Origin of the sequence: Vibrio sp. 1151_11 (genome assembly GCF_029478525.1) — a bacterium.
Lineage (GTDB): Bacteria > Pseudomonadota > Gammaproteobacteria > Enterobacterales > Vibrionaceae > Vibrio > Vibrio anguillarum.
Window position 1 is genome coordinate 47535 of record NZ_SHMN01000008.1, and the last position, 16350, is coordinate 63884.

The 16350-nt window shown below is 47.5% G+C and carries 11 protein-coding genes; 6 read left to right on the plus strand and 5 right to left on the minus strand.

Annotated elements, in window-relative coordinates; translation table 11 throughout:
* Positions 1–43: 43 nt before the first annotated feature.
* Both dksA and sfsA read right to left on the minus strand, forming a co-directional pair.
* Positions 44–490: an RNA polymerase-binding protein DksA gene (gene dksA / locus EXZ60_RS08120; protein WP_013857662.1), complete on the minus strand. Its 447-nt coding sequence runs from the start codon at positions 488–490 to the stop codon at positions 44–46.
* Between the two features lie 139 nt (positions 491–629).
* Positions 630–1370, minus strand: a complete 741-nt coding sequence (gene sfsA, locus EXZ60_RS08125; protein WP_277435530.1) for a DNA/RNA nuclease SfsA — start codon at positions 1368–1370, stop codon at positions 630–632.
* 55 nt (positions 1371–1425) lie between these two features.
* Here sfsA and hrpB point away from each other — a divergent pair, with 55 nt between their 5' ends.
* The 4 genes from hrpB (at position 1426) to acnB (ending at position 11430) form a co-directional block, all read left to right on the plus strand.
* Positions 1426–3894, plus strand: a complete 2469-nt coding sequence (gene hrpB / locus EXZ60_RS08130) for an ATP-dependent helicase HrpB (RefSeq protein WP_277435531.1) — start codon at positions 1426–1428, stop codon at positions 3892–3894.
* On the plus strand, positions 3891–6239 hold the full coding sequence (gene mrcB, locus EXZ60_RS08135; RefSeq protein ID WP_277435532.1) for a penicillin-binding protein 1B: 2349 nt from the start codon (positions 3891–3893) through the stop codon (positions 6237–6239). Before hrpB ends, mrcB begins: the two co-directional genes overlap by 4 nt.
* Before the next feature lie 49 nt (positions 6240–6288).
* Positions 6289–8586, plus strand: coding sequence for a patatin-like phospholipase family protein (locus tag EXZ60_RS08140; RefSeq protein WP_277435533.1), 2298 nt, complete (start codon positions 6289–6291; stop codon positions 8584–8586).
* A 246-nt stretch (positions 8587–8832) separates the two neighbouring features.
* Positions 8833–11430 (plus strand): bifunctional aconitate hydratase 2/2-methylisocitrate dehydratase, encoded by a 2598-nt coding sequence (acnB, locus tag EXZ60_RS08145; RefSeq protein WP_013857657.1) that lies wholly within the window; start codon positions 8833–8835, stop codon positions 11428–11430.
* Positions 11431–11638: 208 nt separating this feature from the next.
* Here acnB and EXZ60_RS08150 read toward each other — a convergent pair whose 3' ends face one another.
* The 3 genes from EXZ60_RS08150 to EXZ60_RS08160 all read right to left on the minus strand — a co-directional run bounded on the left by EXZ60_RS08150 (position 11639) and on the right by EXZ60_RS08160 (position 15343).
* Entirely contained in the window at positions 11639–12778 is a 1140-nt protein-coding gene (locus tag EXZ60_RS08150; protein ID WP_277435534.1) for a glycerate kinase, read from the minus strand.
* A 20-nt stretch (positions 12779–12798) separates the two neighbouring features.
* Entirely contained in the window at positions 12799–14064 is a 1266-nt protein-coding gene (locus EXZ60_RS08155) for an SLC13 family permease (protein ID WP_277435535.1), read from the minus strand.
* Positions 14065–14197: 133 nt separating this feature from the next.
* Positions 14198–15343 carry a sugar diacid recognition domain-containing protein gene (locus EXZ60_RS08160; RefSeq protein WP_013857654.1) on the minus strand — a complete coding sequence of 382 codons (1146 nt, stop codon included), beginning with the start codon at positions 15341–15343 and terminating at the stop codon, positions 14198–14200.
* Positions 15344–15424: 81 nt separating this feature from the next.
* Here EXZ60_RS08160 and EXZ60_RS08165 point away from each other — a divergent pair, with 81 nt between their 5' ends.
* Together EXZ60_RS08165 and EXZ60_RS08170 are read left to right on the plus strand one after the other, a co-directional pair.
* The gene (locus tag EXZ60_RS08165; RefSeq protein WP_010317535.1) at positions 15425–15811 is read left to right on the plus strand and encodes a YacL family protein; all 387 of its coding nucleotides are present in this window, start codon (positions 15425–15427) and stop codon (positions 15809–15811) included.
* A 191-nt stretch (positions 15812–16002) separates the two neighbouring features.
* A complete protein-coding gene (locus EXZ60_RS08170) occupies positions 16003–16341 on the plus strand; it encodes a P-II family nitrogen regulator (protein WP_010317537.1) in 339 nt (112 codons plus the stop codon).
* Positions 16342–16350 lie beyond the last annotated feature (9 nt).

Sequence of the window (16350 nt, forward strand, 5' to 3'; positions counted from 1 at the left end):
AGGGAGCTTTAGCTCCCTTTTTTAACACAAACAAAAGGTAAGATTAACCTTGCATCTGTTTTTCTTTAAGTTCGGCTAGCGTTTTGCAGTCAATGCAAAGGTCCGCTGTTGGTCGAGCTTCTAAGCGACGAACGCCGATTTCCACGCCACAAGATTCACAAAAACCAAAATCATCTTCTTCAATTTTGCTTAATGTTTTTTCAATTTTCTTGATCAAGCGACGTTCACGGTCACGGTTACGCAATTCCAAGCTGAATTCTTCTTCTTGAGAAGCGCGATCAACGGGATCGGGAAAGTTTGCGGCTTCATCTTGCATATGGTGAACGGTACGCTCAACTTCTTCACGAAGTTGGTTGCGCCAAGCACTTAAAATTTTTGTAAAGTGAGCTATTTGCTCAGGTGACATATACTCTTCACCTGGCTTTTCCTGATACGGCTCAACACCTGCAATGGCTAGGATGCCTATCGCTTTTTTCTTTAATTCCGGCATGCAGCATCTCCTACTAACACCTAGTCAACTGCGCGAGCAGCTAATTTTAGGCGGGTATCTATAGCAAAAAGATCTATAGGAGGCAAACACTCAATCGTAAACTTATTGTCAATGTGAAGGCGCCATCAATTTTTTGTCACTAATGGGCGAATTCTACAGTGTTAACGAGCTTGATTTCATTCCTTGAAAGTACAGCCTTGTAGCACAGTACTTCCACCCCTTCTTTTTGCGCTTGTTTCAATAATAGTGAATAGTTTGCGTCTATATGGAGTGCAGGCGAGACTTTTTCAATCCCTGAATGCAAAACAGCAAACAAAAGTACTGCTCTGCTTCCACTTTTTGCCATTTCCGTTAATTCACGCAAATGCTTTTGTCCACGCGTTGTAACGGCATCGGGGAAATAACCTTGTCCTGAATTGCAGGCGACATCGTCGTGTGGAGAGTAACGCTCATCCAATAAGGTGACGCTTTTCACTTCTATATAGCACGTCGGTTTAGAGGGTGATTTGAGCAAGATATCAATTCGGCTATTTTCTTGGCCGTAGCGCACTTCAGTTTGTAATTGCTCATATCCTTGCAGCTCTTTGATGATGCCGTTTTGAATCGCTTCTACTGCCAGCGTATTCGCCCGAGCCGTGTTGACGCAAATGCAGTGGCTTTGCTGGGTTTCAGTCAGCTCCCAACTGTGTGGGTATTTACGTTTAGGGTTGTCTGAGGTGGAGAACCAGACACGATTACCCGCCTCGGCGCAGCCCGTCATCGCGCCAGTATTGGCGCAGTGAATAGTCTCTTGCTGACCATCGGCAAACTCAATATCGGCCAAAAAACGCTTGTAGCGTTTGAGTAAGGTCGCGGATCGAAGTGGAGGATTGAACTGCATTTATCTACTGTTTTTATGTACAATGTTGCCGCCATTTAACCATAAGGATTGCACATTGTCACAATTGCCCATTCAAGCTGTGATGCCCGAGCTGCTGGCGGGAGTACAAGCTCACCCACAGATGATTGTCAAAGCCGCTCCCGGTGCGGGTAAGTCGACCCATTTCCCGTTACAGCTATTAAAAGCGCAATTATTCACGGGTAAGATCATCATGCTTGAACCGCGTCGTTTAGCGGCGCGCAGTATTGCTTGCTATTTATCACAGCAATTAGGTGAGAGTGTTGGGCAAACTGTCGGCTATCGTATGCGTGGTGAGAGTAAAGTCAGCGCAGCGATGCAGCTTGAAATTGTGACAGAAGGGATCATGACACGTATGATCCAAACCGATCCTGAGCTAAGCGGCATCGATCTCTTGATCTTCGATGAGTATCACGAGCGGAGTATTCACGCGGATACGGCTCTCGCATTGAGTTTGGAAGTGCAATCAGCGCTGCGAGAAGATCTTAAAATCGTCGTAATGTCGGCAACCTTAGATCAACTGGCATTGCAGTCATTATTACCCCAAGCACTTTATGTGCAATCTGAAGGTCGCGCTTATCCGGTTGAAGTGCGCTATGCACCGCTGCGAGCCAATGATTATCTTGTGCCGACGATGAGCAAACAGATTGAAGGCTTGATGCGAGCTGAAAGTGGCTCTCTGCTGGCATTTTTACCTGGCGTTTCAGCCATTAAACAGCTTGAACAGCAGCTCGCACACTTAGCCGATGAGTTTGATATTTGTCCTTTATACGGGCAGTTGAGTCTACAAGCGCAGCAAAAAGCGATTGCGCCTGCAGTAGCAGGCAAACGGAAAATTGTGCTAGCGACTAATATTGCCGAAACATCGCTGACCATTGAGGGGATACGCTTAGTGGTGGATGCAGGACTAGAGCGGATAGCGAAGTTTGATCTTAAAACGGGCATCACTCGTTTAGAGCAAGTGAAAATTGCCCAGTCATCGGCGCAGCAACGCACGGGGCGCGCCGGACGCCTAGAATCTGGCATCTGTTTGCGCCTTTACAGCGAAGCACAATATAAGCAGCAACCCCAAGTGCCGAGCGCGGAAATATTGCACAGTGACTTAGCGCCTTTAGCGATGGAGCTTGCGCAGTGGGGTGTGGTGTCGGTCAATGATTTGCCTTGGTTGGATACTCCACCAGCAGCAGCGATGCAGCAAGCTTGGAGTCTATTGCATACGCTTGGTTTGATGGACAGCAAACAGCAGCTCAGCGCATTGGGTAAAAAAGCGCAGTCACTCGGTGTGGAACCAAGGCTGGTGAGTATGCTGCTCAAAGCCCATCAAACGAGTGATTCAATGCTAAATACGGCGCTCGCTGTGACCGCTTTATTGGAAGAGCCTGAGCGTAATGTGCTGGATTTACAACATAGCTTAATGCGTTGGCAGCAAGCTACTCACCCTAAAACACAAAACCTACATCAGCGTGCCACGACGCTTGCGCGCGCACTCGGTGGCCAATTTCAGCTAACACAAGTGGATGAATCATTGTTGGCGTTAGTGCTGAGTTTGGCTTTTCCCGATCGCATTGCCCAGCGTCGCAGCGAGTCGCAACGGGGGCAGTTTTTACTGGCGAATGGTCACGGTGCGCAAATGCGTGACGATGAACGCCTCGCGGGCGCACACTATTTAGTGGTGGTGGATTTAATGCGCAGCGGCTCACAAGCGAGTCAAATCTTTGTTGCGACAGAGTTGGACATTGATGCACTGCAAGCCCATTTTCCAGAGCTATTTAGTACACAAGAACGAGTCGATTGGGATGAGAAAGCAGGGAAACTTTGCGCGGAAAGGCTAACCCTGTGCGGTAAATTGGTCGTTGAGCGTGAAGCATTGCCAGAGCCTGCTCATGAAAAAATGACGCAAGCTTTGCTCAATTATGTTCGTCGCAAGGGGCTATCGGTATTACAGTGGAGCGAAGCGGCGAGCGCTTTATTAACGCGCATACGTTGCGCTGCGCAATGGCTACCGGAAGCGGCGTGGCCTGCTGTCGAGGAACAAGCGCTGCTTGATGATCTTGAAATTTGGTTAGCCCCCTATTTAGTCGGAGTAAAATCGGTCAAAGCGTTAGCGAAAGTACCGCTTTTTGATGCGCTCAATGCCTATTTAGGTTGGCCATTAAACCAAGAGATTGATCGCTGGCTTCCAACTCACCACCCGCTACCCACAGGCAATCGAGCCGCCATTCGCTATCAACTGGGCGCGGAGCCGATGTTGTCGGTTCGTATGCAGGAGATGTTTGGCGAGCAAGATTCCCCCACCATCGCTCAAGGGCGAAAAAAAGTGGTGATGGAACTGCTCTCACCTGCGCAGCGGCCTTTGCAAGTAACTCAAGATCTCGCCGGTTTCTGGCAGGGTGCTTATAAAGAAGTACAAAAAGAGATGAAAGGGCGTTACCCAAAACACGTTTGGCCTGATGATCCTGCCAACCACATAGCGACGACGAAAACTAAGCGGCAATTAGCACAATGACAACCCAGAAAAAGCCTACGGGCACTCAAAAAAATAGCGTAAAAAAAACTTCACGTCGTCCGGCCAAGAAGCCTTCACCGCCACGCAAAGCATGGTGGAAAATTGTGTGGGGTATTGGCTGGAAACTGAGCCTTGCACTGGCCGCGGTGCTGTTGTTTGTTGGTATTTACCTAAATAGCGTGGTCAAACAACGCTTCGAAGGCCAGCTTTTTGATTTACCGACCGTCGTGTATGCGCGCATTTTGAATTTAGCACCCGGTGATGACATCCCGCTGCAAGAGCTGCGCAATGAGCTTGATGTACTCAACTATCGCAAAGTGAACCAACCACGCTATGCTGGCGAGTACTCTTCATCATCAAGCAAAATTGAGATCATCCGCCGCCCTTTTGAGTTTGCCGATGGCCCTGAGCCTGACCGCCATGTGATGCTCCATTTTAATGACAGCGGTTTAGTTCGTATCCAATCTCTTGAACAAAAAGGGGATTTAGGTTACTTGCGTATTGAGCCCAAAATGCTCGGCATGCTTGAAAAAGGCAACGATGAGCAGCGGCTATTTTTACGTCGTGATCAGTTTCCTGAAGTGATGGTGGATGCGTTGCTTGCGACCGAGGATCGCTATTTTTATCAACATGATGGCATCTCTCCATTTGCGATTGCCCGTGCTTTAGTAGCCAACATTAAGGCTGGGCGCACCGTGCAAGGCGGCAGCACGTTAACTCAACAGCTGGCAAAAAATATTTTCTTATCCAGCGATCGAACCTTATGGCGTAAAGTGCGTGAAGCTTATATGGCGCTCATTATTGACTATCGCTACAGTAAAGATCGCATTTTAGAAGCCTATCTAAATGAGGTTTATTTGGGGCAAAGTGGCGGTGAGGCGATTCACGGTTTCGGCCTCGCCTCACGGCTTTATTTCGGTCAACCATTGCAAGAATTGCGCATTGATCAATTAGCGTTGTTAGTAGGCATGGTTAAAGGGCCTTCTTATTATAACCCTGCGCGTTACCCTGAACGTGCTAAAGAGCGTCGCGACTTGGTTTTAAAGCTGATGATGCAGCAAGATATTTTGACGGCTAAACAGTTTGAACAAGCGGCCAGTCGACCGTTAGATGTGCAAAAGCATCCTCACATTGCCAGCCGGCAGCCAGCGTATTTTCAGCAGTTAAAAATTGAACTGAAAGAGAAAGTGGGCGACGCCTTCAAAGCGGATACTGGCTTGCGCGTTTTTACCTCGCTCGATCCTGTTTCGCAAGCCAAATTGGAGCTGGCGATTGATCGACAAATTCCAGTGCTTTCCAAAACGGCGGGGAAAAACTTAGAAGCCGCAGCGATCGCTGTTGATCGAACCAGTGGTGAGATACGTGCCATGGTTGGCGGTAAACAGACCGGTTATGACGGCTTTAACCGCGCTTTAAATGCAAGCCGTCCTATCGGCTCGTTAGTCAAACCAGCGGTCTATCTCACCGCACTTGCACAGCCAGATAAATACAACTTAGCCAGCACGCTGATCGACAAACCCATCACACTCAAAGGGAACAAAGGTGAAGTGTGGTCACCGCGCAATTTTGATCGTCAGTTCCGTGGTGAAGTGCCGCTGTATCTCGCGTTGGCCAAATCACTGAATGTGCCTACGGTACAATTGGGCATGCAGCTTGGGATTGAACAAGTTTCTGACACTTTGGTGCGGCTCGGTGTCAACAAAGAGGAGATCCGTCCTGTACCATCGATGTTTCTTGGTGCGTTCTCTCTGACGCCTTATCAAGTGGCGCAGATGTACCAAACTTTAACCAACTCGGGTAAAAAAGCGCCCTTATCGGCGCTGCGCTCGGTATTGGATTTAGAGGGCAATGTGCTCTATCAATCAATTCCCAAAGTATCCCAAGCTGTTGAGCAGCAAGCGGCGTGGCTTACAACTTATGCGATGAAGCGAGGAGTACTTGAAGGGACCGGGCGCTATCTCAATAATCAGTTCGCTTGGGCGGCATTGGCGGGGAAAACTGGTACCACTAACGATAGCCGCGACAGTTGGTTTGTCGGGGTGGATGGCCGTGAAGTCACCACGGTTTGGCTTGGCCGCGATGATAATCAGCCGATCAAACTTACGGGTTCGAGTGGTGCATTACGGGTGTATGCGGAATATTTACAACATCGTATCCCGGAAAAATTACTTCTTCCTTGGCCGCAAGGCATTACTACGATTGGCTTTAAAACCAGTGCCGAGGGTGAATTAGTCCAAGATTGTCACAACGAATTTAAACTGCCCATGTGGGATAAAAACGGCGCATTGAAACAGAGCTGTGATAAACAACCAGGACAATGGTTAAAAAATCTCTTTCAGTGGTAGCTGGGGGAGTTTATATTAAATCGATCTCAAAGGGATTTAAGGAAGAGTCGTGAAACAGTTTTTAAGTAACTTATTGTTCTTGGTATTCATGTTTCCTGCGACTTTCGCGGTGGCCGATGAGCCACCAACTAAAGAATCTATGTTGAACAGTACTGAGCGCCCCAAGATTGCTGTGGTACTTGCTGGTGGCGGAGCAAAAGGTGCAGCGCACATTGGCGTTCTCAAAGCGCTGGAAGAGATGCGCATCCCCGTTGATTTCATTACTGGTACCAGTATGGGCGCTTATGTCGGCGGTTTATATGCCAGTGGCATGAGCGCCGATGAAATTGAAAGTTTAATTTACAGCGTGGATTGGAATGAAGGTTATCGTGACCGGGTTAACCGCAGCCAACGTCGTGTTCGGGATAAAGAGTACGAAGACCGCTATCAACTGACCACCGACCTTGGACTGCGTTGGGGGGAGATCCGTGCACCACGCGGTGTGGTGCAAGGGCAGAATATGTTGCGTATTTTGCGAGAAACGTCGGGCAATCTCTCTGAATTTCAGTCCTTTGATCAACTGCCTATCCCTTATCGCGCGGTAGCCACTGATATCATTGCTCTTGAGGAAGTAGTGTTGGATCGTGGCTATTTAGTGGATGCGATGATGGCGAGTATGTCAGTACCCGGAGCACTGCCACCTTACGAAGTTAATGGTCGTTGGTTAGTCGATGGCGGTGTGACCAATAACATGCCTGTTGATGTTGCACGTGCCTTAGGGGCTGATATTGTTATCGCGATAGATATCAGTACCGATTACAAAAACCAAGAAGCTTTCACCACCTTTTTGACGGTAGCCGATCAGCTTTCCAACTATCTCGTACAAAGAAGCACTCAAAAACAAGCACGTTTATTGAATGAGCAAGATGTCTTTTTACGCCCTGATGTCGGCAGTATGGAAACCACTGAATTTGATAAAATGCCTACCGCTTATGAAAAAGGGTATGAGATTGCAATGGCGAACCAATCGGTATTGACTTCGTTGTCATTATCGAGTGCTAGTTATCAACGCTATGTGGAAGCAAAACAAGCTCGCCGCAGGGCTTTAATTTATGGCGATGATGTGCAGGTTGATGAAATCGTACTCAACAACCGCAGTCATTACAGCGATCAATTGTTAAAAAACCGTTTACATTTAAAGACAGGACAACCGCTATCAACCGAGCAGATTGAAGCGACGGTCGAAAATCTCTATGCATTGGATCGCTTTGAGTTAGTGACCTATGAATACCGAGAATTTGAAGGAAAGAACCAACTGGTCATCGATGTAAAAGAGAAATCTTGGGGGCCAAATTACCTCAATTTTCGCTTTTTCTTAGAAGATGATTTTCATACGGATAGTCAGTATGCGCTGGGTATCTCTTCCAATTTCACTAACTTAAATTCGTTTGGTTCTGAATTACGTTTCAATTTAGAAATGGGCACCGATAAGATCATCGAAGCGGAGCTTTTTTCTCCTCTGTTCTCAGGGCAAAAAGCGTTTACCTCAGCTTTGATTTCGTTTAGCAATGATAAACGTAATAAGCCAATGCAAGGGTTTGATGACACCAGTCTAGAAGCCAGTAAAGACTATTTGCCGATCAGCTATTTAGAATGGATTGGAGAATTGTCGCTTGGTTATCAAGATAAATTATGGCGAGAGTTTAAGTTAGGGATCCGCTATACCGATGGGGAGGCTGAAGTGTCAAATTGGCCATCCATGGGAAATATGGATTACACCCGTGCTGGTGTGTTTGCTAACTACCGCATTGATACCTTAGATGACTTCAGCTTGCCTACTCAGGGCGTTTATCTTGATCTTGAGTATCTTGCATCGCACGATAAAGTTTCTGGCGTCTCTTCCGATCTTGAATCAAACGATACCGTGTATGAATTTTCCGGTGAACTGATCGCCGCTTACAGCTTTGGTCGCCATACTTTGGTCGGTAATCTTGATTACGGTGTGGTACAAAGTAAAAATTCTAGTGAGCCGATAAACCCTAAATCGATTGGTGGTTTCTTAAATTTATCTGGTATTCCTCGTAACAGCTTGATTGGACAGAATAAAGCGTTCACCAGTTTGGTGTATCGTTATCGCTGGTTTGATAATGACTTTGGCCTGTTCAGTTCCCCATTTTATGTCGGTGCATCAATAGAATACGGCGGTGTATGGTCTGATCCTGATCTAAGCTTTGATACCGCCCCATTATACGGTGCGGGATCGGTGTTTGCCGGTGTTGATTCACCGATTGGACCGATTATGTTTGCTTATGGTCGAACCGAAGATAATTTTGATTCGATATACTTGAGTATTGGCACTACCTTTTAGCGAGAATTGAGCTGAAAAGTGGGCGGTAAGTGACTCAAAAATCATAGAACTTTAGTCTTAAGTTGCTATGTTGGTCAAAATGATAAGATTTTAATTTAAAGTTAAATTTGCTATTCTTCGTCCCACAGTTTGGCCTCTCTGCCGCTGATTACATAAAAATATCTGGCAATGGAGAGCCAAGTTTCCAAGGATGTTTGCCCATCATGTCAATAATAATGGGGTAAACCGCAATGAGAGGAAAAAGTCGTGCTTGAAGCCTACCGTAAACACGTCGCAGAGCGTGCTGCCGAAGGAGTTGTTCCTAGACCCCTAAATGCTGAACAAGTCGCAGGACTTGTTGAACTGTTGAAAAATCCCCCTCAAGGTGAAGAAGCGTTCATGCTTGATCTCCTTGAAAATCGAATTCCTCCCGGTGTGGATGAGGCCGCTTATGTTAAAGCGGGCTTTTTAACCGCCATAACTAAAGGTGAGGTCTCTTCACCGTTAGTGAGCCGCGCAAAAGCTGCGCAACTACTCGGAACTATGCAAGGCGGTTATAACATCGAGCCGCTAGTCTCATTGCTTGATGATGCTGAGCTGGCACCTATTGCGGCTGATGCACTATCGCGTACTCTACTGATGTTTGATGCGTTCTATGACGTAGAAGAGAAAGCAAAAGCGGGTAATGCACATGCACAAAAAGTGCTGCAATCATGGGCAGACGCGGAATGGTTCCTTTCAAAACCGGCGCTTCAAGAGAAGATCACGCTAACCGTATTTAAAGTTACTGGCGAAACCAACACTGATGATTTGTCACCAGCGCCAGATGCATGGTCACGCCCAGATATTCCAGTGCATGCACTGGCTATGTTGAAAAATGAACGTGAAGGCATTCAACCCGATAAAGCAGGCAGCATTGGCCCTATCACTCAAATCGAAGCTCTAAAAGAGAAAGGCCATCAGCTAGTCTATGTGGGTGATGTGGTCGGTACAGGCTCGTCTCGTAAATCCGCGACTAACTCTGTTTTGTGGTTTATGGGTGACGACATCCCATTTGTGCCCAATAAACGCGCGGGTGGTTACGTGCTCGGCGGTAAAATTGCACCTATCTTCTTCAACACCATGGAAGATGCCGGCGCGTTACCGATTGAAGTTGACGTTACCAAACTCAACATGGGTGATGTGATTGATGTTTACCCATTTGAAGGCAAAGTGTGTAACCACGACACTGGCGAAGTGCTTGCCACGTTCAAGCTTAAAACCGACGTATTGATTGATGAAGTGCGCGCTGGCGGCCGTATTCCACTGATCGTTGGTCGTGGTTTAACGGATAAAGCACGCGAAGCACTAGGCTTAGAAGCGTCAACAGTATTTCGTCGCCCAGTTGCAGTGGCTGATACAGGCAAAGGTTATACACTGGCTCAGAAAATGGTCGGTAAAGCATGCGGCGTGACGGGTGTTCGTCCGGGGACTTACTGCGAACCTAAAATGACCACGGTTGGATCGCAAGATACCACTGGCCCGATGACACGTGATGAATTGAAAGATTTGGCGTGTCTTGGTTTTTCTGCTGACTTAGTCATGCAATCTTTCTGTCATACCTCGGCTTATCCAAAGCCGGTTGATGTGAATACCCACCATACCTTGCCTGATTTCATTATGAACCGTGGCGGTGTTTCACTGCGTCCGGGTGATGGCGTTATTCACTCATGGCTAAACCGTATGTTGTTACCTGATACCGTCGGTACTGGTGGTGACTCGCATACACGCTTCCCGCTTGGCATTTCATTCCCAGCCGGTTCTGGCTTGGTTGCTTTTGCGGCCGCAACGGGTGTGATGCCACTGGATATGCCAGAATCTGTCTTGGTGCGTTTCAAAGGTGAAATGCAGCCGGGCATCACGCTGCGCGATCTAGTGCACGCGATTCCTTATTACGGGATTAAGCAAGGCCTGCTTACAGTGGCGAAAGCGGGGAAAATTAACGAATTCTCTGGCCGTGTGCTAGAAATCGAAGGGGTTGAGCACTTAACGGTTGAGCAAGCGTTTGAACTTTCTGATGCCTCGGCAGAACGCAGTGCGGCGGGTTGTACGGTTAAATTGTCACAAGCCTCAATTGAAGAGTACCTCAACTCTAACATCACTATGTTGAAGTGGATGATCGCCGAAGGTTATGGTGACCGCCGTACTATTGAGCGTCGTATTACGGCGATGGAAGCGTGGCTAGCCAATCCTGAGTTGATGCAAGCGGATAGTGATGCAGAATACGCACATGTGATTGAGATTGATCTTGCTGAGATTAAAGAGCCGATTTTATGTGCGCCAAATGACCCAGACGATGCGCGCTTACTTTCTGATGTACAAGGTACGCCTATTGATGAAGTCTTCATCGGTTCTTGTATGACCAACATTGGTCACTTCCGCGCGGCAGGTAAATTGCTTGAGAAGTTCAATGGTCAGTTAGATACGCGTTTGTGGGTTGCGCCACCGACTAAGATGGACAAAGATCAGCTTATCGAAGAGGGCTATTACGGCATCTTTGGTCGCGCTGGGGTACGTATTGAAACTCCAGGCTGTTCGTTATGTATGGGTAACCAAGCGCGTGTTGCCGATAAAGCGACCGTTATGTCGACTTCGACCCGTAACTTCCCGAACCGTTTAGGGACCGGCGCGAATGTTTACCTTGCTTCGGCAGAGCTGTCGGCCGTGGGTGCCATTTTAGGCCGCATTCCGACACTGGAAGAGTATCTAGAGTACGCGAAGCAGATCAACGCAACTGCAGCTGACACCTATCGCTACCTCAACTTCCATCGTATGGCGCAATACACTAAAAAAGCGGACAGTGTGATTGTCCAGCAAGCGGTGTAAGAGCTATCCAAGCTAACCTCCTAACAAAAAAGCCACCGATTCGGTGGCTTTTTACCATTCTAGCTTCTCACTCAATGCTGAAATAGCATTAGATTAAGTTCGATCGGTGGCTGCATCCGCCAGCAATGACTTGACCCATAATTTATAACGTTGTTCTGTCAATGGAGTTAACATGAGTGTGAACGTCATATGGTATTCAGCGAAATAGTTATTGCCTGTAAGACAAGCTAAAAACACACGCGACATTACGCGCGGTCATTTCTACATTTTGCACCGCTTCGGCAAGGGCTGTAGGCAAGTCGACCGAGCGTGGAACGACACTGAATACCGCATCAATGCCATGTGGGTGAACAACGGCGCAGTCTGCTGATAAGCAGCCTGCAATGCCGATCACTGGCACGGAAAAAAGTTTGGCAGTGCGCGCAACACCGATTGGCGTTTTACCGTGAATGGTTTGGCTATCAATGCGTCCTTCCCCAGTGATGACTAAATCGGCATCCTTTACTACATCGCTAAGGTTCACGGCATCCATCACAATTTCAATGCCCGGACGAAGGCTCGCTCCTAGTAGACCAACCAGCGCCGCACCTAAACCGCCTGCCGCGCCAGCACCCGGCATCTCTTTAACATCACGACCTAATTGCGTTTTGATGATGTTTGCATAATGCGCAAGGTTGGCATCAAGTTGCGCGACCATCTCGGGTGTTGCTCCTTTTTGTGGGCCAAAGACGTGCGAAGCGCCTTGTACGCCGCACAGTGGATTATCGACATCGCAGGCGACCTCCAGTTTGATGTGGGCTAAACGTGGGTCCAGTAGTGTGAGATCAATCGAGGCCAGTTTTGACAATTCACCGCCCCCAAAGCCTAATGGATTGCCATCTGAATCAAGCAGTTGGATGCCGAGGGCTTGCGCCATGCCGAGGCCACCATCGTTGGTTGCGCTACCACCAATGCCGATGATGATGTGTTCAACACCTTGATCAAGCACGGTTTTAATCAGCTCACCAGTACCGTAGCTGGTGGTGTTCATTGGGTTGCGTTGCTCTGGCGGCACCAGGTGTAAGCCCGATGCGGCCGCCATCTCAATGATCGCTGTTTTACCATCACCCATTAAGCCATAAAAAGCCTCGACTTGTTCACCTAGCGGCGCCGTTACGGTTGTGGTAACAATCGATCCATTAGTGGCATCAACCAGTGATTGGACCGTCCCTTCGCCGCCATCAGCCATCGGTAACTTAATGTAGTGCGCATCGGGCAACACTTGTTTGAATCCATTCTCTATCGCGGTGGCGACTTCCATTGCCGTTAGGCTCTCTTTATAAGAATCTGGAGCAATAACAATTTTCATTTTTTAACACCTTAACTGCGTTAAACAAACAGACCAAATACGCCAAAAATCATCACAGAAATGAAGGCAATCACTAAACCTACTGCCGATTCATAAGGAATTAAGGTGAGACGCTCACGAATGTCCATATGTACCGCTCCGCCCGTGGCGTGGAAGAAACTACCGTGTGGCATATGATCAAGTACGGTCGCACCTGAATGGATCATGGCAGCCCCTGCCAGTGCGGGTACGCCTAGTTCGAGTATAGTGGAGCTAAAGACGCTGGAGGCAACGGCTGTACCTGCGGTGGTTGAAGCGGTTGCCAGTGACATCATTGCACCTGAGATCGGTGCAAGCAGGTAAGAAGGCAAGCCAGAAGCGGTCAGTACTTCGATTAAACCGCCTTTAAGACCTGAATTGGCGATGATGCCGGCTAAAGTACCAGTACCAAGCAGCATAACCGCAACCGGAGCCATGCGTGTTAAACCTGAAACCGCGAAGTGGTTAGTGTCTGCAAATCGTCCCATCACGACCGCACCGACTAATCCGCCTAATGGGAGTGCAATTAAAGGATCCACATTGATGCCAGCGATAGGGCGTAGTGCGAGTAACACAATCGCCACTAATGGTGCGATGATCGCTGAGCTAAAGCGGGGTAGCCTAGAATGATCCACCGCAACGACTTCACTGGTAGAGACTTTACTTCCTTTATTGACTAAACGTTTGGCAATCAAGTAAGCCACAATAAGCCCGCAGATCCCAGGAATAATACCCGCCGCCATTACAGAAGTAAGTGGCACGTTAAACGCGTCGGCTGCGGCAATCGCATTAGGGTTAGGTGACATTACGTTACCCGCTTTACCGCCGCCAATCATCGCTAGCAGAATGGCCGCCTTGGAGAGATCGGCACGACGAGCGATCGCCAGCGCGATAGGAGATACGGTGATTACTGCCACGTCGACAAACACGCCGACCGCAGTCAAAATTAAGGTTGCTAAGGCCAAGGCAAATAAAGCGCGAGTTTCTCCAACCTTTTTCACTATGGTTTCTGCAATGGAAGTGGCAGCGCCTGATTCAATCAATACACCAGCCAAAATACCTGCTGCAAGAATGCGTAGCACTGCGGTCACAATGCCTTGTGCGCCACCAATCATCAGAGCAACGGTGTCGGTCAGCGATACACCGCCGATCACGCCACCGACCAACGCGCCGATGATCATGCCATAGGCGGGTGGTACTTTTTTTAGAATGAGCGTGATAGCCACGACTAATGCGGCCAGAGCTCCGAGAGTTGAAACTTCAATCATCTTCTATATCCATATTTTTTATCAGTGATTGGCTGCAATATAGGGAGCAAAAATAAAAGAGTCTTCAGTCTATTGCACAGATTACTGGCTTTGATACGACTGATTAATTGTGCAAATGCACAATTTTATGTTTTTATTTGAAGCAAGATAAAGCCAAATAAAGGTGAGTAATGTCATTTAACTGATTGAATTTTAAAGCAGTTACTTGCTCAATTTTTTCAAGCCTATAGCGCAAGGTATTACGGTGAATATGCAGTGTTTGGCAAGTTTGATGAACATCGCAGTTTTGCTCAAAATAATGGCGGAGGGTTTTAATTAATATTCCCTTAGTATCATACCGTTCCAGCAGGGTATAGGGTTGGCGTAACTGCTCGCGGCTCCATGGCTCATGCTGTACGCTATTGAGCAGTACAGGTAACTTATCATCTTGATAAAAGAAGACGTCTCCCTGTTTATGATGGGAGGCTTGCATCGTCAACTTGGCGGTTTGATAAGATTGAGCCAACCCAGAGAGCGTTGGAAAATAATCACCTAGTGCAATTTTGATGGTGAATTTGCCCTCTTTTTTCACTCGCTTCAACAGTTGATTGACTCGTTTAGTTTCGGCCTCTTGTGACCAACCTTTTTCGGTGAGTGAGATGGGTTTTAAAACCACCACTTCGTTGTGAGAAACTGAAATGATCCCCACCAAATTATCCCGTTCAGGGTATTCCAGCAGATGCACTAACTGCTGTAAGTGTTCTAGCGATAAGGCAGTGTCGTTATCTGGGATCAATTTGACCACGGCAGCGATACGCGGCTGGGAAAGATCGAGCCCTAATCGCTCGGCGATTGAATTGAGTTGTGTTTCGTTGAGAGTGGCACCTTGAATTAGTTGTAATAGCAGCTCTTCACGGTGGCGCTTATTCCACTGTACTTGTGCCATCAGTGCGGCTTGTTCAACGATAAGCTCCGCCGTCATTTTGACCAGCTCGCCATAACGGTGAACCTCCGTTGGGTTACCGGAAATTCCAACCACGCCGATCACTCGTTGTTGATAAATGATGGGGAAATTGATGCCGGGTTTAACGCCTTTTAGGTAACTGGCGGTGGCATGATCAATTTCAACCACTCGATTTTCATTGATGGCTAAAATCGCCCCTTCGTGTTTCTGGTGCAAACGAGTGGGATCACCTGAGCCAATAATGCGTCCCTTTTCATCCATTACGTTGACTGAATAAGTGATGATCTTCATCGCTCTTTCTACAATCTGGCGTGCGGTGGTTTCTGTGATCTGCATAATCTCAAGTGGTTTCGTTAGCCATAATCACCGATAATAACAAAGTTATCCGTATCCCCAAGCACCAATATCGAGAACCCGATGGACTACGAATTTAAAAAAAATACCCTAGATGGCAGCTATTACTGCTCTTTTTCGATGGGGCACGAAATTATTGGCCGTTGGCTACAAGAGGAGATCAGCAACGATCTTCCCAAAATAGATCAAGTTATTGCGCTAATGGCAGCATCGAAACGTGCATTTAATCAAGAGCAGACGCTTGAGGGGCAGGAAATCAGCGTGATGATTCTTGCCGATGAGGTCACGGTTCAGGCCAATGTTTTGACGCATGGTGAAGCGCTTGATAGTGACAGTGAGTTTGATTTTTACGATTGTGAAAGCACCGCAAGCTGCGGCATTGATGATTTTGCTTTGATGATCAAGCAGTGGTGCGAATTTGTACGTTACTCACCTGCGGACTTCACTTAGCGCTGCACAAAACTGGTGAAGATTAACCACTTCGCTTTATTTTTGGGAAAGGGTTGCACCTCATTTGTGCAACCCTTTTCTTTTTGGCATAGGAAATGGTTAAAAATATTTTAAAATCATTGATTTAAAAAGTTGGCACGCAGCTTGGATTGTATTGATCGTAAACGGACTACTGCTTGTGAGAGGATGCAATGAAACTGATCAACGCGATAATTAAACCATTTAAGTTAGACGATGTGCGTGAAGCTTTGGCCGATGTCGGCATCGAAGGGATGACGGTTTCCGAAGTGAAAGGCTTTGGTCGCCAAAAAGGGCACACCGAGCTCTACCGAGGCGCGGAATATCAAGTCGATTTTCTGCCTAAAGTGAAATTAGAAATAGCGACACAAGCTGAAAATGTCGATCGCGTGATAGAAGCGATTATCAAAGCGGCGCACACCGGAAAAATTGGTGACGGAAAAATTTTTGTGTATGACCTCAGCCAAGCTGTGCGTATTCGCACTGGCGAAATGGACAGTGAAGCACTGTAAAGATTCAAA